Here is a 17,363-nt window from a genome sequence, read left to right as displayed (position 1 = left end):
GCGTTTTTTTCTATAGAATAACGGTTAGAAACAGGTTAACGATACAGCCAAATGACAGAAAACGACCGGAGCCGATCGGGGTCCGGATATCCTGTTGCCAGAGGAGGGGTTTCATCATCGCAGATCCGCACATCATTCGTTTCGAGTCCGTAACGAAGCAGTACGAAGACGGACTGACCGTACTCAAAAAGATCGATTTCGAAATCGAGCGGGGCAAGTTCTACACGCTGCTCGGTCCTTCGGGCTGCGGCAAAACGACCATCCTGCGTATGATCGCGGGATTCATGGAGCCGACGGAAGGTTCGATTTATCTGGGCGGGCGGGTCATCAACAAAGTGCCGCCGGAGAAAAGACAGGTCAATACCGTATTTCAGGACTATGCCCTTTTCCCGCATCTAAATGTGTTCGAGAACGTCGCATTCGGCCTGCGGATCAAAAAAATGAAGCAGAACGTCGTAGCGGCCAAAGTGGCCGAAGCGCTGAAAATGGTCAATCTCGACGGTTACGAAAGCCGCGGGATTACCGAGATGTCCGGCGGCCAGCGCCAGCGCGTGGCGATCGCCCGGGCGATCGTGAACGAGCCGGAAGTGCTGCTGCTCGACGAGCCGCTGTCCGCGCTCGACCTCAAGCTGCGTACCGAGATGCAGTACGTCCTGCGCGAGCTGCAGCAGCGTCTGGGCATCACGTTCATCTTCGTCACGCACGACCAGGAAGAGGCGCTGGCGATGTCGGATTATATTTTCGTCATGAACCAGGGCCGGATCGAACAGAGCGGCACGCCGAACGACATTTATGACGAGCCGATCAACCGCTTCGTGGCCGATTTTATCGGCGAGTCGAATATCGTGCCGGGCATCATGATCGAAGACTATCTGGTCGAGTTCAACGGACGGCGCTACGAATGTGTCGATGCGGGGCTGCGTCCCGGCGAACCGATCGAGATCGTCGTCCGTCCGGAAGATCTGGAGATCACGACGCCGGAAGCCGGCAAGATGCAGGTCCGCGTCGATTCGCAGCTGTTCCGGGGCGTCCATTACGAGATCAGCTGCTACGACGATTCCGGGCATGAATGGCTTGTCCATTCCACCAAACGCGCCGAAGTCGGCGCCCGCATCGGACTGACGTTCGATCCGGAAGCGATCCACGTTATGCGTTTCGGCGAAACGGAAGAAGAATTCGACCGCCGGCTCGAGGCTTACGAGGAGGACGAAGAAGAAACCGGGGTCGGCGCGAATGAAAGATAAGGACAACGTAAACGCGCGGTCGCTCGCCTATATTCCGTATTACCTCTGGGTCGTGCTGTTTGTGATCGCGCCTGTCGTGCTGGTCGTCTATTATTCGCTGTTCGATGTATCGGGACGTTTTACCCTGTCGAACTATGCGGACTTCTTTACTCCCGTATATCTGAGCATGACGCTGAGTTCGTTCTGGTACGCGTTCCTCATTACGCTGTTCTCGCTGCTGATCGCGTATCCGGCGGCGTATCTGCTGACGCGGACCAAGCACAAGCAGCTGTGGCTTCTGCTCATCATCCTGCCGACCTGGATCAATCTGCTGCTCAAGACGTATGCGTTTATCGGCATCTTCGGCACGAGCGGTCCGATCAATGCGCTGCTCGGCTCGATCGGATTCGGCGAGCAGCAGCTGCTGTTTACAAGCGGAAGCTTCGTTTTCGTGTCGATCTATATCTTCGTGCCGTTCATGATCATGCCGATCTATAACGCCCTCGAGGAACTGAACGTGTCGCTTACCGATGCCGCCCGCGATCTGGGCGCTTCGGGCTGGATCACGTTCCGCCGGGTCATTTTCCCGCTGACGCTCTCGGGCGTCAAATCGGGCTGCATCTCCGTGTTTATCCCGGCGCTGTCGCTGTTCATGATTACGCGTCTGATCGCCGGCAACAAAGTCATCACGCTCGGTACGGCGATCGAACAGCACTTTCTGGTCACGCAGGACTGGGGCATGGGTTCGACCGTCGCCGTATTCCTGATCGTCGCGATGGCCGTCATCATGTTCCTTACCGGCGGCAGCCGGAAGGGGGTGCGCAAATGAGAAAGAAGAACGGAATCTCCAATCTGTATCTGGTGCTGGTCTTCGCCGTTCTGTATGCGCCGATCCTGTACCTGATGTTCTATTCGTTCAACAGCGGCGGCACGATGCACGGCTTTGAAAGCTTTACGCTGGATTACTACAAAGAAGTGTTCGCGGATACCCGGCTGATCATCATCGTGATCAATACGCTGGTCATCGCTCTTCTGTCTTCGACGATCGCAACGATCATCGGGGTATTCGGATCGCTCGCGATCGAGAATATGCGGCGCGCGCGGCTCAAGAATACGCTGCTGTCGCTCAACAATGTGCTGATCGTCAGTCCCGATGTCATCATCGGCGCTTCGTTCCTCATCCTGTTCACGATGGTGGGAATCAAGCTCGGTTTCGCTTCGGTGCTGATCTCGCACGTGGCGTTCAGTATCCCGATCACGGTGCTGATGATCCTGCCGAGACTGCAGGAGATGAGCCCGACGCTGCTTGACGCGGCGCGCGATCTCGGAGCGAGCAAGCGCGATGTATTCACCAAAGTCGTGCTGCCGTTTATTCGTCCCGGCATCTTCAGCGGTTTCTTCATGGCGCTGACGTATTCGCTGGACGATTTTGCCGTCACGTTCTTCGTAACGGGCAGCGGGTATTCGACACTTGCTGTCGAAATCTACTCGCGGGCGCGGCAGGGCGTCTCGCTGTCGATCAATGCGCTGTCCACGCTGATCTTCCTGTTCACCGTGTTCCTCGTTGTCGCCTACTATATTTCGATGCGCCGCGGCGAAAAGCGCAAGCTGGCCGATGCGGCCGCGCGAATGGGGGTGCCGGAATGAAATCGATGACGCGCACGCTGATCCTGATTCTGGCTGCGGCTTTCGCGCTGATGTTTCTGGCGAACCGCTTGAACTCGAGCGAGGGATACAGCAGCGGCAACACGCTGACCATCTACAATTGGGGCGATTATATCGATCCCGAACTGCTCGACCGCTTCCAGGAGGAAACGGGTATCACGGTTATCTATCAGACATTCGATTCGAACGAAGCGATGCTGACCAAGATCGAGCAGGGCGGTACGACGTTCGATGTGGCGATCCCGTCCGATTATGCGATCGAGAAGATGCGGGAAGAGAAACTGCTCATTCCGCTCGATCATGCCAAGATTCCGAATATGAAGTATATCGATCCCAAGTTTCTCGATTTGTCGTTCGATCCGGGCAACGCCTATTCGATGCCGTATTTCTGGGGAACGCTCGGCGTGGTCTACAACCCCGATCTGACGGATCTGACTTTCGAAAGCTGGAAAGACCTGTGGGACCCGACGCTCCGCAACGACGTTCTGCTGACGGACGGAGCGCGGGAAGTGATCGGAACCGGGCTTGTCAGCCAGGGGTATTCGCTGAACGATACGAACGAAGCCCATCTGCAGCAGGCGCTGGATCATCTGATGCAGCTGTCTCCGAATGTCAAAGCGATCGTCGGCGACGAGATCAAGCTGCTGCTTGCGAACGGCGAAGCGGCGGCGGGACTCGTATTCTCGGGCGACGCTTCGGAGATCATGGGCGAGAACGAAGAACTCGACTATGTGGTGCCCAAAGAAGGGTCCAATCTGTACTTCGACAACATGGTCGTTCCGAAAACGGCGCAGAATGTCGACGGAGCGATGGCATTTATCAACTTTATGCTCGATCCCGAAGTGAATGCGCAAAATACGGAGTATGTCGGGTATTCGACGCCGAACGACGCGGCGCTTGCGCTGCTGCCGGAAGAGATTTCGGGCGACGAGCGTTTCTATCCGTCCGACGAGCTGACGGCGCAGCTTGAAGTGTACGAGAATTTGGGCAAAAAGATGCTGGTCCGTTACAACGAGCTGTTCCTTCAGTTCAAGATGAACGGTTCATAAAGTTAAAATCGGTGTGCCCAAAAATATCACCCAAAAAACCCGTTTGCGCCCAGGCGCAAACGGGTTTTTGAGTCCGATAAGCCAGGGAAGGCTTTCGGGAGGAGGTTACTGCTTCGCGTAGCTCAATCCGTACACGGAACCGACGGCCATGATGACGGTCCATACGGTCAGACTGACCGCCATCCAGCCCATCACCCAACGCCGTGAAGAACCGAACGACAGGGCGAGTACCGCGGCGATATCGGTTCCGACCATAGCCGGAGCGACCAGAGCCAGACCGGGCACGCCGTATTTTTCCCAGATTCGCCTGGCCCGCGTTTCTCTTTTGGAAGAAGAGGTCCGGCCTTTCTTGAGACGCTGACGCTCCATCCATGCGGATACCCGCGCAAAAAACAATCCGATCAGGATTACCATAAGGAAATTGCCCGCGAATCCGATGATCGAGACGGCAACCGGGGGAAGACCCCAAAGGATGCCGAGAGGGACGACGATAAAAATATCGAGTGAAGGGGCGGCCGCCAGAAGAAATAGAGCCGCGTACTGCCAGAACAAGTCCAATTCCCGAATCCATTCGAACATAGATGTGAGCCTCGCTTTCGGCATGGGTATACTGCGCAATCCCGCTTATCTTATCGGTTGCTCAGTTAAAATTCAAATGTTTCGCACGTTCCTGTAAACTTTCTCCAGCCTCATTCTAGATATCCATCGGGGGCCTGCTATAATAGAACTTAGATTTTCAAAAATCGGACTATTCGAGATGTCGAAAGGGCAGAGGCCATGAGCAACGGACGATATGCAGGCAACGAGGCGAAAAGCGAAAATCGGCGTTATGCCGGAAACGATTCCCCGCCGCCTCGGCGCCGTGACCCGGCGGCCGAGCAGCCCAAACCGGGCGCGGGCCGATACATGCCGGGACTGGACGGACTGCGTGCGCTTGCGGTGCTGGCCGTCATTTTTTATCATCTTCATACGCAGTGGGCACCGGGAGGACTGCTGGGTGTAACCATGTTCTTCGTATTGTCGGGCTACCTGATTACGGATATCCTGCTGGCGCAGTGGGACCGGACCGGCCGCTTCGATATGAAAGATTTCTGGATCCGCCGGGCCAAACGGCTGCTTCCGGCGATGCTGGCGGTCGTGCTGGCGACGGTCTTGTGGTCGATTCTGGTCGATCGGAGCCGGCTTCCGGCGATGCTCGGCGATGTTCCGGCCGCCTTGTTCTATTACAGCAACTGGTGGCTGATCTTCCACGAAGTTTCGTACTTCGAGAGCTTCGGTCCCCTGTCGCCGCTTGGCCATCTCTGGTCGCTTGCGGTCGAAGAGCAGTTCTACATCTTCTGGCCGGTGCTGCTCGGGATCGGACTTGTCCTCGCCCAGAAGAACCGGGGTAAGCTTGCGCTTGTGCTGGCCGGACTCTCGCTGGCTTCGGCACTCGCGATGGGGATCATGTACCATCCGGGCGAAGATCCGAGCCGTGTCTATTACGGCACCGATACGCGCCTGTTCTCGCTGCTGATCGGCGCGGCGTTGGCCGTGGTCTGGCCGAGCCGCAAGCTGAAGACGAATATCTCCAAGTCGGCGACGAAGACGCTCGATATTACGGCGACGGTCTGCCTGATCGTGATCGCGGTGCTGATCTTCAAGTCCAACGACTACGGGACGTTCCTGTACCGCGGCGGCATGGTCCTGCTGTCGCTTGCCACCACCATTCTGGTGGCGGCGCTGGCCCATCCGGCCTGCCGCCTCGGCAGCATACTCGGCGCCAAGCCGCTGCGCTGGATCGGCGCGCGCTCCTACGGGCTCTATCTGTGGCATTATCCCGTGATCGTATTGACGACGCCGCTCGTCAATACGGGCGGACCGAACATGACCCGCATCCTGCTGCAGCTGCTGGTCAGCTTCGTGCTTGCGGCGTTGTCGTACCGCTATATCGAACAGCCGGTACGTACCGGCGCGTTCGGCAGATGGTGGAAGCGGGTCATGCGCGAACCCGATATCGGCCGCAAGCGGCTGCTTCGGACACTCGCGGGAACCGCGGCGCTTGTGCTGGTGCTTGGCTTCGCCATGAACCGCCTGGCTCCTCCGGCCGAAGCGCAGACGCCTTATGCCGGAACGGATACCCCTGCCGTGCAGGCTCCGGCCGCGGATCCGGCGCAGGCCTCCGCCGGCACCGGGTCGGAGGCCGTGGATGACGCATCCGGCAGTCCGCTGCCGGCGGGAACCGGGGTCGGCATGACGGCGATCGGCGATTCGGTTATGCTCGATATCGAGCCGTACCTGACGGCGGAGCTGCCGGGGATCCAGGTCGACGGACTGGTCGGACGCCAGATGTCGCAGGCGCCGGCACTGATCGACCAGTTGGAGGCGCAGGGAGAGATCGGAGCGACGGTCGTGATCCAGTTGGGCACGAACGGTTCGTTTACGGATGAACAGCTCGACGGCCTGCTGGCAAAGCTGCCCGAAGCCAAGAAGATCATTCTGGTCAATACCCGCGTGCCGCGTCCCTGGGAGAGTGTCGTCAACAGCGCGTTGGAGCGCGCCGCGCAGCGCGACGACCGGGTTCTTCTGATCGATTGGTATTCGGCCAGTGCCGGACGCGACGACTACTTTGCACGGGACGGCGTTCACCTGATGCCGGCCGGTGCAAGAGCCTATACGCAGCTGCTGATCGAAGCGCTGAAGAGTTCCTGAGTACGGCCCGGGAAGCTTCCCTGCAAGCGGGGAGAAGCCTCCCCGGCAGACGAAAGCCCCGTTTTTCGCTCGGTGCGAAAAAACGGGGCTTTTCGCTGTGCGCGGCGTTCGGCTCCGGCGGACCGGAACCCGGTACGGAAGCCACCCTGTATTTGGAAAAAGCGCAGCGTGAAGCCGATCAGATTTTGGCTTTGGCATTTTTACCGAAAGGAAAGAGCAGGAGAGCGCCCAGCACGATCAGCACGAAAGCCAGCAGGGGTTGCTCCATGAATGTACGTGTCGTCAGCGCTTCGATCGAGAATACCGCAAAGAAGAGCAGCGACAGCACCGTCAGAATATTGATGGGGATCAGCAGCCAGCGGTTGCGGCCTCCGAAGCAGTAGAATTCGAACAGACCGACGGCCGGCGCGAGAATGAATCCCGGCCACATGACGTCCCAACTGTCGAACAGCATCGCGGCCTGGCATACGATCGCGACCGTAACCAGAATCCCGCCGGGAATCAACAGGCCGGGAGCGCGTCCGTGCGTCATCGAGAAATACATCCAATGGAAGAACAGTCCCAGCGGAAGGATGAACAGCGAAGCCCAGAAATAGCCGAAAATCATGCCCGAATTCATCCCGGTTCCTTGGCCGAGCAGCAGATACGCCCCCAACAAAATGAGCAGCGGACCCAAAATCGCTTTTTTTGACATAACAACCTCTCCTCTATATTTTATATTTATGTACCGGTCAGGCGTGCCGAATCCGTTCTGCAAGTTAAATCCGACCACCCGTAGACTCTTTAGGTTCACTATACGCCTGGTGTGCGGACCGGCGCCTCGTGCAGCAGGTTGAAAAGGACTCGGTCTTAAGACCGATTTATCGACGACAAAGGAGAATAGAGATGAATATTTTGATTTCGGGCTTTGAACCGTTCGGCGAATCGCCGATCAATCCGACGCAGGAACTGCTGGAGCAGATCGGCGTCGGATTTTTGGGAGAAGGATATACGGATGTGGAACTGCACACGCTGCTGCTTCCGGTCCGTTACGATGCGGGAGCGGCAGCGCTGCTGGACGAAGTGAAGCGGCTGAGTCCGGATGCCGTGATCGCCTGCGGTCTGGCGGCGGGAAGAACGGCCGTCACTCCGGAGCGGATCGCGATCAACGTCAAAGACACGGAGCGGTATGCCGACAATGCGGGCCGCAGTCCGAGAGACGAACCGATTCGCGTTGGAGGACCGGATGGACTGTTTGCGACGCTGCCGATCCGTGAAATCTCGCAGGCGCTCTGCGCGGCGGGTATTCCTTCGGCGGTATCGAATACGGCCGGAACGTATATCTGCAACAATACGATGTATGCGCTGCTGGATGATTTGAACACGGAAAAATCGCAGGCGCTTGCGGGATTTATCCATTTTCCGGCTTCGACCCGTCTCGCCGCGCTCAAGCCTTCGCTGCCTTCGCTTCCGCAGGAGACGCTGCTCGAAGCTCTGCGTATTGCGGTGCAGATCACGGTGCAGGCGGTGCGCCTACAAGACAGCCGATAACCCATGGTGTGAAGCATCCGGTACGCCGGTACTGTCCCATCCGCTGCCTTGACGAACTTTGTCGTATTCCGCCCATTTTTTTGGTTTTCTTGTTACAAGCGCCAGAAACCGGGTAATGATACGGAACCGACATCCTTCTCCGTTTGTTTTGACCTGCTCCGGCCACGAATCCGCTTGTGCCTGTCGAGCCCACGTGATCATGCAGAGACATTTTCGATTGTTGACGAACTACGGTTGGACAGGTTGCAAATTCGGCATTCGGCGTTTTTCATTCTTGAAAAAAGGAAAGGCGGATGGCTTCGATGAGCAGTATACAAGGCAGAATGGGCTCCGTTGTACCGATCGGCGGATTGCCGGCACTGAATTCTTCGTACACGCCGAGCCGCCACGGCAAGGCACCGCTCGAGAACCGCAAAGCTAGTCTGGAAGTCGAGCTTTCCCGCGTTCTTCAGCTTCCCGCTTCCGAGCAGGACCGCGAACAGCGGGCTATGCGCATCAGGCGGCATATCGCGCTGCTGGAACGCCATATTGCGCTGCTGGATACAGCCAACGGCGAACGGCCGGAATTCACGGTACAAGGGCGGCCGGATCGGGAGCATAGCGAGCCCGAACCGCAGCAGCCGACATTCTCTCTTCCCGAAGAAACGGAAGAAGAATCTTCGAGCGCGCAGCCAGGGGCAGGAGTAACGCCAAAAGCTCCGAAAGGCGGAGACGATTACGCGCGGGCCATGTTGGGTTCGTTCGAATCGCTGGGTTCCCTGTATGCGCCTCCGGCAGCACCGGGAACGATTCCTCCTTGGGAAAACCGCTCCGAACCGGCTCGAACAGTGAAGGTCGGCCGCAACTTCGACGTCACCGTATAGAAGCCTGCAGCCGCAGTCATCTGTTATCGGTTCAAAGGCTCGCCTTTGCGTAACGGATGCCTATGGAAATAGAAGTTTCATCAGAACCCCCGTGCTCGGCAGCTGCCGAATACGGGGTTTTGGCGTGCGGACTTTTTTTGCGGATTCGGCAACTTTTCCTGCGGCTCCGGGGTCAGTTTGATAGAGAAGATAAGGAGGGGCGGCATGGCGTACGAATGGCAGGACAAGGTATCCATGACGGCAGACGATCTGGAGTCGATTATGGATACTTACGGGGAAGACGTATGGAACTTCCTCTATATCATGACCCGCAGCCGGGAACTGGCCGACGATCTCGCGCAGGAAACGTTTATCCGGGCCTACAAGTATCTTGGGACGTACCGAAGGGAAGCTTCGCTCAAGACCTGGCTGCTGCGCATCGCGCGCAACCGCTGGTATTCGTACCGGCGTCTGGCTTTCGTGCGCAGAGTGGCGCTGCCCGGTTACGTGCCGGAGACGGATACGGCGGAATCTGCGGAAACGGAATTTCTGCGGGAGGAACTGACGAGCGAGGTCTGGGCGATCGTGCTGAAGCTGCCGCTGAAATACAGGGAGGTTCTCACGCTGCAGGCGCATTACGGCATGACGATGGAAGAATTGGCGAACGCCCTCGGCATCACGGTATCGGCGGCGAAGACGAGACTTCAGCGGGCGCGGAGCAAAGCGTCCGAATTATGGGAAAAGGAGCGGAGCGAAGCATGACGAAAAAAGAGATCGATTGGGAAAAAGAGCTGAAGCCGAAACCTTTCCGCAAAAATTCGTTTACGCCGCAGATGATGCGAAAAGTAGAGCAGAAAGTGAAAGCCGATTCCGGCCGTGCGGCGCTGCTGCGCCGCCGTGCAGGGGTTCTTGCGCTTGGAGCCGCGCTGCTTGGCGGAGGTTTCGCGGCGGAGAGAAGCGGGGTGCTGGAAGGGCTGAGACAGATTCCGCCCGAGTCTTCGGTCGGCGTACCGCCGGTTTCCCAGCCGAATGGAACAGGGGAAAGCCAAACACTCCCCGAGGAAGCGGCGCAGACGACCCGGGTGGAGTTTCCCGGAAAAAAGGCGGACGGCGGCAAAACGGGCACCGTCTCGATCCCCCTGCGCCTTCTGCGAGCCGAACTGGCTGTCGGAAAAGCGCAGACCGACAGCGTTCCCGAGCTTCCGGACATGACATTTGCCCTTACGGCCGCAGAAGCCGAAATGCTGCAGGCCGTTCTCGTGCAGCGCCCCGACACCGGAGAAGGTTATGTGCTGCTTGCGCCGAGAAGTTGGACACCGGAAAGAGCCGTGATCGGGGCCAATGGATCCGTAAGCGCGGAATTCATCAATCCGGAGAAAGCCGGTAACCCGGCACAAAGAAACCCCGGAGATCCGGGAGAACGGCTCCGGTATACGGAAACGTTCAGCGGCGGCAGCGTGGCTTCGGGAATCGGCACGTATTTCCCCGATCGTCAGACATGGGCCGAGCAGCAGGGATTCCCGGTACAGACCTATCAAGGGTTGGCGCTGCGTTCGCAGTATGCCAACGAGGACGGGGAAACGGGCTTTGCCCGTTATGACTGGACACGCCAGGGAGATGGGGCAGTAGCCAGCGGAGCGGTCTATTATTCGCAGAATCCACAGAACTACACGCTGCGACAACTGGAGATGTCCCTTGAGGGCACTGCATACGGCGAGGCGGCCGATTCCATCCTGCGATTCTTCGAAGCCAACCAGGGCGCGCAGCGGATCGAGCCTGCGGCTTCCGCGGCTCCGAACCCCCCGCAGGGCAAAGAACAGGAAGCAGCCGAAGACTCGATCGGAATCGAAGCGTTGAGAGAGCGATTGGCCGAAAAAGGACTGAGGCTGACAGGCCTGCAGGATGCCGATGTTCCGTTCTACGACCAGCCCATGAACGGAGTCGAAGCGGAGGAACTGATCCTCGACCGCGATTCCCGAAATGCGGAACGTTCCGAGCGTTTAACGCTGTTCGATTTTGGCAGCCGGGACCGGGCGATAGAAGAAGCGAAGAAATTCGCACAGGAACCGCGAACGGCGGAAAGCGGCATGCAAGCGGATATTTATCCGCATGTCTTCGCCGGAGGAGGGTTTGTCGTGCTCTACTGGACCAGCGGAAGCCATGAACATCCATTCGTTTACGATAACAAAATCAACGGGGTACTGCGCGCACTCGATCAATCGGAGGTCCAACCATGAATAAACAAAAGTCGAAAAGACCGCTTCTCCGGCTCGGCGCAGCAGTCGTCGCGGCGGTTCTTCTGCTCGGCGGATGCAGCCAGCAGGGCGAACGCACGCGGAACGAAACCGCAACAAGTCAAGCTTCGCCTTCCGTTCAAGCGGCCGCTCCGGTGCGTCCGGCCGAAGCCTCGGCGCCGGATAGGCGGGACACTCTTCGAAGCATAGAAAAGGACCGGATCCGCTGGATCAACGGAGAGGTCGTCGTCACGGCCGGCGTCTCGAAATATTACGATCAGGCCGAAGTGATTACCGCCGATTTCGAGTCGCTGCGGATCGAAGCGCCTTCGCTTCCCCAAGCGATCGACCTTCCGGAGACACCCGAAACGGTCGAATCCGTCACCGTCTCGCCGGATCGGTCTTACGCTGCGATCGAAGCCGGCTATCACGAAAGCACCCAGCTTTTTATCGTGGACCTGGCAAGCGGGCAGCTGCGAAACCTGAACGAAGAGCTTGAGCAGGAAGGGTACGGATTCGTCGAAGTTATCCATGGTTCGGCCTGGATGCCCGCCAATTCGGTAAACTCTGGCGGTCATATCCTGGCGTTCGGTTACGGGCTGATCGGGGAAATGAAAACGTGCATGTATAACCTGGACAATGCCCGGCTGTTCGAAGCCGCGATTCCCGACAGGAATACGGTCTCCGGCTCTTCGAGCTGCCAATGGAGCGCTGACGGCCGAACCTTCGATTTCGTCGCTGAAACGTATCAGGGCGCGCAGGAATCGTTCCGCATATTCCGTTATGCGGCGGACAACGGCGGCACAATCGAAATCGGACCAATCAGCCGGGCCGAACTTGTCAATCGGAATGAGAAGATGCAGGGACCCACGATCTTTGCCGATTGACCCGGCGGCGCAAAAGCGATAGAATGTACCGGTAATTAAAAGTAACCAATTATCGATTTACACATCTATCAAAAAGGCGGTCTACCTCATGAGCAGCGAAACAAAACGGCGTGAAATCCTGGATGCCTACCGATTCAGACACGCAACCAAAACTTTTGATCCCGACCGGAAAATTCCGGCCGACGAATTCGACTTCATTCTGGAAACGGGGCGTCTGTCCCCAAGCTCGATCGGTCTCGAACCGTGGAAATTCGTAGTGGTGCAGGACCCGGAACTGCGCGGGAAAATGCGTCCGGTCTCCTGGGGCGCGCAGGGACATCTGCCGACGGCCAGCCATTTTGTCGTGATATTGGCCCGCCGCGACGTACGGTACGATTCGGCCTACATGAAGCGGCAGATGCTCGAAGTCAAGAAATATCCGCCGGAGACCGTCGAGAAGATGATGACCGATTTCTACAAAACGTTCCAGGAAGAACATATGGATCTGAATGACGAGCGCAGCCTGTTCGACTGGGCATCCAAGCAGACGTATATCGCGCTTGGCAACATGATGACGGCCGCCGCGCAGATCGGTATCGATTCCTGCCCGATCGAAGGCTTCGACCGTGCAAAGCTGGACGAAGTGCTTGAAGAAGCCGGCCTGCTTGAAGACGGGACTTACGGGGTCAGCGTCATGGCAGCATTCGGATACCGGACGGCGGAACCCCGGCCGCAGACGCGCCGGGCTGCGGAAGACGTCATTCGCTGGGTGTAAAGGACGGCACTGCGCCGATCTCCGATCAAGCGTTTATCTCACTTTGCCGGACCGGGCCGGATTTGCCCGGGCGGTTCGCGCCGTCTGCCGCAGCGCTTCCGAATCGAACGGCAAAAGCCCGTCTCCCCAGGAGGCGGGCTGTTTTGTCCGGTTTATCCGCGCCGCCGCAGGCAGGCCCGTTCCGCTTCTTCGCGCAGGGCCGCAAGGCCGATCCCCATTTCTTCGCGCGAGGCGTAAGCATAGGAGAGGCGGATATGATGCAGGTCGTCCGGTGCGTAGATATAGCCGGGATTGATCAATATTTTGCGATCCAGCAGGCGGCGGAAGAAGCCTTTGTCCACGATCGGATCACGGAATTTCAGCCAGATATAAAAGCCGCCTTCGGGCGACTTCCAGTCTGCCAATTCTTCGAACGTTTCGCGCAGCGTTTCTTCAACGGAGTTCGCACGAAGCCGCAGTTCGCCCCGAAGCCGCTCCGCGTTGCGGTCATACAAGCCGGATTCCAGCCAATGCGCGGCGATTTCCTGCGAAAAAGCGCTGGACCCGTAATCGGTCTGCATTTTGACATCGGCCAACCTTGCCGCGGCAGGCGAAGGGGCGACAATCCACCCAATCCGCAGACCGGGGCTGAGCGACTTGGACAGGCTGCCGAGATAGACCGCCTGACCGGAATTGTCGAGCGATTTGATCGGCGGGATGCCGGGAGCGAATAGAAGGTCGCGGTATACGTCGTCTTCGATGATCGGAATGCGCAGTTCCGAGCAGGCTTCGTATACGCCGCGACGCTCGGATTCGTTCCAGCTGCGTCCGGTCGGATTATTCAGCGTGGGCACCGTGTACAGCAGAGATTGGCGGCCCCGGACCGATCGTTCAAGCTTTTCCTTCAACGGTTTGTCGTCTGGGCGAAAAGGCCGCATTCGCATGCCGGCCGATTGAAACGGATGGACCGAATTGAGGTAGGAGACCGGTTCATGGAAAACGGTCGAGCCTTCTTCAAGCAGGCCGACGGCGATAAGTTGAAGCGCCTGAAGCGCACCGGAAACGATACAGACGTTATCGGGCTGTGCGCGGATGCCGAGTGTCTCAAGCTTCGTGCACAGCGCCCTGCGCAGCCGCAGGCTGCCAAGCGGTTCGGAGTAGCCGATCGATCGCGCGTCGAGCCGGAGATCGCGCAGGGATGCCTCCAGCTCCCGTACAGGCAGCAGGTCGGGCGAGAGCTCTCCGGTTCCAAGCCGGATGAACGACGGATCGGGCTCGCTATCGTTGATCAGCCGGATCGTATGCCGGTTCGGCTTATGTACGCTCGCGCGGATATGGCGCTGCCAGTTCGGCTGCGAGCGGGCCAGCAGAGCATTCCAGGCGCTGCCCGAGACGTAGACGCCCGAGCCGCGGCGGGTTTCGAGCAGACCCCCGGCTTTCAGCTCGTCCAGCGCATTTTGTACCGTGCTGCGGTTGACGCCGAGGCGTGCGGCGAACTCGCGCTGGGAGGGCAGGCGGGTGCCGGCTGCCCAATCGCCGCATTCGATCCGTTCGGCGATCCAGCCGGCAATCTGTGCCTGCAGGGTGCGAGGCGAACGCGGGGCAGGTTTCCAATCCATGGCGGCGTCTCCTTTCTTCGTAGGACTCCGGACCGGACTTTTCCGGATGATCCGGCAGCCGGACGGCAAACGGTCAGAAATTGGAGGGTACGGAAACCGTCCAATTGGAGGTTTTCTTTTGCTCCGGATATCGTACCATGGAAGAAGAAAAGGAGTCGATCTATCCATGGAAGCCATGCTGCACGGATTCGTCCTGGCCCTCGGCCTGATTCTGCCGCTTGGCGTGCAGAACGTATTCATATTTACCCAAGGCGCGGCCCAGCCGCGCTTGTCCGGGGCCTTTCCGGCCATCATCGCCGCGGCGCTGTGCGATACGCTGCTTATCCTGCTGGCCGTGTTCGGCGTCTCCGCCGTGGTGCTGGAATTCGAAGAGCTTCGCTTCGGCCTGATGTTGGCCGGGATCGCTTTTCTCGCCTACATGGGCTTCTCGCTCTGGTGGTCGCGTCCGTCCGGAGATCCGGGCAGCGGCACCGCTTCGGCCCGGGCGCTGCCGCCTTCGAAGCAGATTCTGTTCGCCGCCTCGGTCTCACTGCTCAATCCGCACGCGCTGCTCGATACGGTCGGCGTTATCGGAACGAGTGCGCTCGCTTACAACGGCGCGGATCAACTGCGCTTCGCGGCGTCCTGCGTCGCTGTTTCTTGGATCTGGTTTGCGGGCCTGGCCGGAGCCGGTTCGGTGCTGCGCCGCTTCGACGGCGGCGGGCGGCTGATGAGCCGGTTCAACCGGGGATCGGCGCTGTTTATTTGGGGTACCGCGCTGATTCTGCTGTGGAACCTTGCGGAAGAGCTGCTGCGAAATTGAAAGGCGAAAAGACCCGTCGGCTTCGAATTCGCTTTACGGCGGATTCAGGGCTGGCGGGTCTTTTTTGGAATCGGGCGGATTTATGTGCGAACGTTCGGACGGGTTGCGCTCCGCCTGAAGCGGTTCACGCCACGCAGAGAATTACTCGCTCGCCGCACAGTCCATGCTGAGGTCTTCTTCGGGAAGCGCCCAGACGGACACGCTGCCGCCGTTGACCGGGAAGGTGGCAAAGCCGTCTTCTTCGATCACGATCTTCTCTTCGCGGGTGTTGGTCAGATCGATCCATTCTTCGCCGGCACGTTCCGCGCCGACGTTCATTCTTTTCTCGCCTTCGTCGCCGTTCGAGATCACGACCGCGCAGCCGGAACCGACCACTTCTTCGCTGCCCAGACGCACCCAGCCGATCGTATTCGGATGGTCGAAGTAGTCGACCTGTTCGCCGTACGCTTTTTGGCAGCGGGCGTAGAGCAGCGGATCGATCGCCATCTTCTTGCCTTCGATCGGATTCTCGCCGCCGATGCCGAAGTAATCGCCGTAGAACACGCACGGATACCCGTCGCGCCGCAGCAGGATCAGCGCGTACGCACTCTGCTTGAACCAGTCGTCAATCCAGGATTCGAGCGATTCGCCCGGTTGGGAATCATGGTTGTCCACGAATGTGACCGCGTTGGTCGGGTGGGTCTGGACCAGCGTATCGTCAAAAATCGTTGTCAGATCGAAGTCCCTGCCGGCCTGCGACGCCGCATGCAGCTTGTAATGCAGCGCGACGTCGAACAGATCGATCCGGTAATCGACGTTATCCAGGAATTCCCGGCAGGCGTTCAGATCGTTGTTCCAGAACTCGCCGACAATATAGAAATCTTCGCCGCGCTTGCGGATCATTTCGCCCGCAAATTCGCGGATAAAGTCATGGTTGATATGCTTGATCGCATCCAGGCGGTAGCCGCTGCATTGAAGCGTGTCCACCAGCCAGCGTCCCCACTCCATCATTTCTTCGCGGACTTCCGGCAGCCGGTAATCGATGTTGGCGAACATCAGGTAATCGTAGTTGCCGAACTCGTTGTCCACCTTGTCGTCCCAGCTGCGGCTTTCGCCGCCGATCCGGTAAATGCCGTTGTTGCCGGTCGCATTGTCGAAGTCGGTGCCGTTGAAGTGGCGGGCATCCCATTTGAACGCGGAGTATTGGTCGCCCCGGCCCGGGAAGGTGAATTTGGTCCAGCCTTCGATCTCGAACGGTTCTTCGGAGATGACTTCGTTGCGGTTGTTCGGATCGACTTCGACCACCTTGAAGCGTTCCGTCTCGTCCGCGCCGGCTTTATGGTTCATGACCAGATCGACGTAGACGGCGATGCCGAATTCGTGACAGGCCGCGATGGCGCTTTTCAGTTCTTCTTTGGTGCCGTATTTGGTGCGGACCGTACCTTTCTGGTCGAACTCTCCCAAATCGTACAGGTCGTATACGCCGTAGCCGGTATCTTCCGCGGACTGCCCTTTGGTGACGGGCGGAATCCAGACGGAGTCGATGCCCCATTGTTTGAGTTCGGGAGCCATTTCTTTGAGTCGGTTCCAGTGTTGTCCGTCGGCGTCTACGTGCCATTCGAAAAATTGCATCATCGTGTGATTGGCGGGCATGATAAAAAAACCTCCTCGAATTCGTTGGGGTGCGGCTGCGTATGCGGATGTCCATCCAAATACGAATGGGAAGCCGGATGCCATCAGGCCGGGAATTTAGAAAAAGATGCCGGGGCATCGGGTAATCGGTCAGGGAGCCGGAAAGGGAGCATCGAACGGTTTTCCGTGCAGCGGGATATTCGGCTCGTACCTTGACCAAGTTAATAGTAAGGTTACTCCCCCCTGAATCGCACCTAAAGCGTATGCGTTTCAGGCGAACGCAACCCTCTGATCAGGATTGGTCAAGGTACTCGCTCGCTAATAAGGAATAATACAAGTTACCCAAAAAAACAGGGGGCCTAAACGAAGAAGAATTTTTTTACGAAAGTATCGATTTCGATAGCGCTTACTTGACGAAAAGGGGGAATTGGGCATGCCTGCTTGAAAAGGAGGCCGGCTGGGGTAATAATAAATTGG

16 protein-coding genes are annotated in these 17,363 nt (G+C 58.2%); 12 read left to right on the top strand and 4 right to left on the bottom strand.

The features are described from left to right. Positions 1 to 116 precede the first annotated feature (116 nt). From HOP44_RS18890 to HOP44_RS18875, 4 genes are read left to right on the top strand one after another with little or no spacing between them, the layout of a single operon-like run. Complete coding sequence (locus tag HOP44_RS18890; RefSeq protein ID WP_172256321.1) at positions 117 to 1,244, top strand: ATP-binding cassette domain-containing protein; 1,128 nt, start codon at positions 117 to 119, stop codon at positions 1,242 to 1,244. Continuing rightward, a complete protein-coding gene (locus HOP44_RS18885; RefSeq protein ID WP_172256252.1) occupies positions 1,234 to 2,052 on the top strand; it encodes an ABC transporter permease in 819 nt (272 codons plus the stop codon). The genes HOP44_RS18890 and HOP44_RS18885 overlap by 11 nt, the downstream gene beginning before the upstream one ends. Beyond that, complete coding sequence (locus HOP44_RS18880) at positions 2,049 to 2,870, top strand: ABC transporter permease (protein ID WP_172256250.1); 822 nt, start codon at positions 2,049 to 2,051, stop codon at positions 2,868 to 2,870. The genes HOP44_RS18885 and HOP44_RS18880 overlap by 4 nt, the downstream gene beginning before the upstream one ends. Beyond that, positions 2,867 to 3,937, top strand: coding sequence for an ABC transporter substrate-binding protein (locus tag HOP44_RS18875; protein WP_172256248.1), 1,071 nt, complete (start codon positions 2,867 to 2,869; stop codon positions 3,935 to 3,937). Before HOP44_RS18880 ends, HOP44_RS18875 begins: the two co-directional genes overlap by 4 nt. A 105-nt stretch (positions 3,938 to 4,042) precedes the next feature. Here HOP44_RS18875 and HOP44_RS18870 read toward each other — a convergent pair whose 3' ends face one another. Then, positions 4,043 to 4,516 (bottom strand): small multi-drug export protein, encoded by a 474-nt coding sequence (locus HOP44_RS18870; RefSeq protein ID WP_172256246.1) that lies wholly within the window; start codon positions 4,514 to 4,516, stop codon positions 4,043 to 4,045. Positions 4,517 to 4,714: 198 nt separating this feature from the next. On the opposite strand from HOP44_RS18870, the gene HOP44_RS18865 reads away from it, so the two are divergent. After that, complete coding sequence (locus tag HOP44_RS18865) at positions 4,715 to 6,628, top strand: acyltransferase family protein (RefSeq protein WP_172256244.1); 1,914 nt, start codon at positions 4,715 to 4,717, stop codon at positions 6,626 to 6,628. 178 nt (positions 6,629 to 6,806) lie between these two features. Here the strand turns inward: HOP44_RS18865 and HOP44_RS18860 are convergent, their stop codons facing one another. After that, positions 6,807 to 7,322, bottom strand: a complete 516-nt coding sequence (locus HOP44_RS18860) for a hypothetical protein (protein WP_172256242.1) — start codon at positions 7,320 to 7,322, stop codon at positions 6,807 to 6,809. Positions 7,323 to 7,513: 191 nt separating this feature from the next. Between HOP44_RS18860 and HOP44_RS18855 the strand changes: the two genes are divergently transcribed. The 6 genes from HOP44_RS18855 to HOP44_RS18830 all read left to right on the top strand — a co-directional run bounded on the left by HOP44_RS18855 (position 7,514) and on the right by HOP44_RS18830 (position 12,875). After that, on the top strand, positions 7,514 to 8,158 hold the full coding sequence (locus HOP44_RS18855; RefSeq protein ID WP_172256240.1) for a pyroglutamyl-peptidase I: 645 nt from the start codon (positions 7,514 to 7,516) through the stop codon (positions 8,156 to 8,158). A gap of 302 nt (positions 8,159 to 8,460) precedes the next feature. Continuing rightward, entirely contained in the window at positions 8,461 to 9,021 is a 561-nt protein-coding gene (locus HOP44_RS18850; RefSeq protein WP_172256238.1) for a hypothetical protein, read from the top strand. Between the two features lie 204 nt (positions 9,022 to 9,225). Next, positions 9,226 to 9,762 carry an RNA polymerase sigma factor gene (locus tag HOP44_RS18845; protein WP_172256236.1) on the top strand — a complete coding sequence of 179 codons (537 nt, stop codon included), beginning with the start codon at positions 9,226 to 9,228 and terminating at the stop codon, positions 9,760 to 9,762. Beyond that, positions 9,759 to 11,237 carry a DUF4850 domain-containing protein gene (locus tag HOP44_RS18840; protein WP_172256234.1) on the top strand — a complete coding sequence of 493 codons (1,479 nt, stop codon included), beginning with the start codon at positions 9,759 to 9,761 and terminating at the stop codon, positions 11,235 to 11,237. The genes HOP44_RS18845 and HOP44_RS18840 overlap by 4 nt, the downstream gene beginning before the upstream one ends. Continuing rightward, on the top strand, positions 11,234 to 12,121 hold the full coding sequence (locus HOP44_RS18835; RefSeq protein ID WP_172256232.1) for a hypothetical protein: 888 nt from the start codon (positions 11,234 to 11,236) through the stop codon (positions 12,119 to 12,121). Before HOP44_RS18840 ends, HOP44_RS18835 begins: the two co-directional genes overlap by 4 nt. An 88-nt stretch (positions 12,122 to 12,209) precedes the next feature. Further along, entirely contained in the window at positions 12,210 to 12,875 is a 666-nt protein-coding gene (locus HOP44_RS18830; RefSeq protein ID WP_172256230.1) for an NAD(P)H-dependent oxidoreductase, read from the top strand. Between the two features lie 152 nt (positions 12,876 to 13,027). On the opposite strand, the gene HOP44_RS18825 is transcribed toward HOP44_RS18830, so the two are convergent. After that, positions 13,028 to 14,473, bottom strand: a complete 1,446-nt coding sequence (locus tag HOP44_RS18825; RefSeq protein WP_172256228.1) for an aminotransferase-like domain-containing protein — start codon at positions 14,471 to 14,473, stop codon at positions 13,028 to 13,030. A 166-nt stretch (positions 14,474 to 14,639) separates the two neighbouring features. Here HOP44_RS18825 and HOP44_RS18820 point away from each other — a divergent pair, with 166 nt between their 5' ends. Next, entirely contained in the window at positions 14,640 to 15,275 is a 636-nt protein-coding gene (locus HOP44_RS18820; protein WP_172256226.1) for a LysE/ArgO family amino acid transporter, read from the top strand. A 141-nt stretch (positions 15,276 to 15,416) separates the two neighbouring features. On the opposite strand, the gene HOP44_RS18815 is transcribed toward HOP44_RS18820, so the two are convergent. Further along, positions 15,417 to 16,907 carry an alpha-amylase gene (locus HOP44_RS18815; RefSeq protein ID WP_172256224.1) on the bottom strand — a complete coding sequence of 497 codons (1,491 nt, stop codon included), beginning with the start codon at positions 16,905 to 16,907 and terminating at the stop codon, positions 15,417 to 15,419. Between the last annotated feature and the right edge of the window lie 456 nt (positions 16,908 to 17,363).

This window comes from Saccharibacillus deserti (assembly GCF_013618475.1).
Taxonomy (GTDB): Bacteria; Bacillota; Bacilli; order Paenibacillales; family Paenibacillaceae; genus Saccharibacillus; species Saccharibacillus deserti.
Note: the sequence above shows the minus strand (reverse complement) of the source record. Positions and strands in the feature narration are given on the sequence as shown.

Excerpts from the sequence above, each read along its gene's own strand:
- HOP44_RS18885 (WP_172256252.1), top strand. The coding sequence starts at position 1,234 with ATGAAAGATAAGGACAACGTAAACGCGCGGTCGCTCGCCTATATTCCG.
- HOP44_RS18880 (WP_172256250.1), top strand. The coding sequence starts at position 2,049 with ATGAGAAAGAAGAACGGAATCTCCAATCTGTATCTGGTGCTGGTCTTC.
- HOP44_RS18875 (WP_172256248.1), top strand. The coding sequence starts at position 2,867 with ATGAAATCGATGACGCGCACGCTGATCCTGATTCTGGCTGCGGCTTTC.
- HOP44_RS18870 (WP_172256246.1), bottom strand. The coding sequence starts at position 4,516 with ATGTTCGAATGGATTCGGGAATTGGACTTGTTCTGGCAGTACGCGGCT.
- HOP44_RS18865 (WP_172256244.1), top strand. The coding sequence starts at position 4,715 with ATGAGCAACGGACGATATGCAGGCAACGAGGCGAAAAGCGAAAATCGG.
- HOP44_RS18860 (WP_172256242.1), bottom strand. The coding sequence starts at position 7,322 with ATGTCAAAAAAAGCGATTTTGGGTCCGCTGCTCATTTTGTTGGGGGCG.
- HOP44_RS18855 (WP_172256240.1), top strand. The coding sequence starts at position 7,514 with ATGAATATTTTGATTTCGGGCTTTGAACCGTTCGGCGAATCGCCGATC.
- HOP44_RS18850 (WP_172256238.1), top strand. The coding sequence starts at position 8,461 with ATGAGCAGTATACAAGGCAGAATGGGCTCCGTTGTACCGATCGGCGGA.
- HOP44_RS18845 (WP_172256236.1), top strand. The coding sequence starts at position 9,226 with ATGGCGTACGAATGGCAGGACAAGGTATCCATGACGGCAGACGATCTG.
- HOP44_RS18840 (WP_172256234.1), top strand. The coding sequence starts at position 9,759 with ATGACGAAAAAAGAGATCGATTGGGAAAAAGAGCTGAAGCCGAAACCT.
- HOP44_RS18835 (WP_172256232.1), top strand. The coding sequence starts at position 11,234 with ATGAATAAACAAAAGTCGAAAAGACCGCTTCTCCGGCTCGGCGCAGCA.
- HOP44_RS18830 (WP_172256230.1), top strand. The coding sequence starts at position 12,210 with ATGAGCAGCGAAACAAAACGGCGTGAAATCCTGGATGCCTACCGATTC.
- HOP44_RS18825 (WP_172256228.1), bottom strand. The coding sequence starts at position 14,473 with ATGGATTGGAAACCTGCCCCGCGTTCGCCTCGCACCCTGCAGGCACAG.
- HOP44_RS18820 (WP_172256226.1), top strand. The coding sequence starts at position 14,640 with ATGGAAGCCATGCTGCACGGATTCGTCCTGGCCCTCGGCCTGATTCTG.
- HOP44_RS18815 (WP_172256224.1), bottom strand. The coding sequence starts at position 16,907 with ATGCCCGCCAATCACACGATGATGCAATTTTTCGAATGGCACGTAGAC.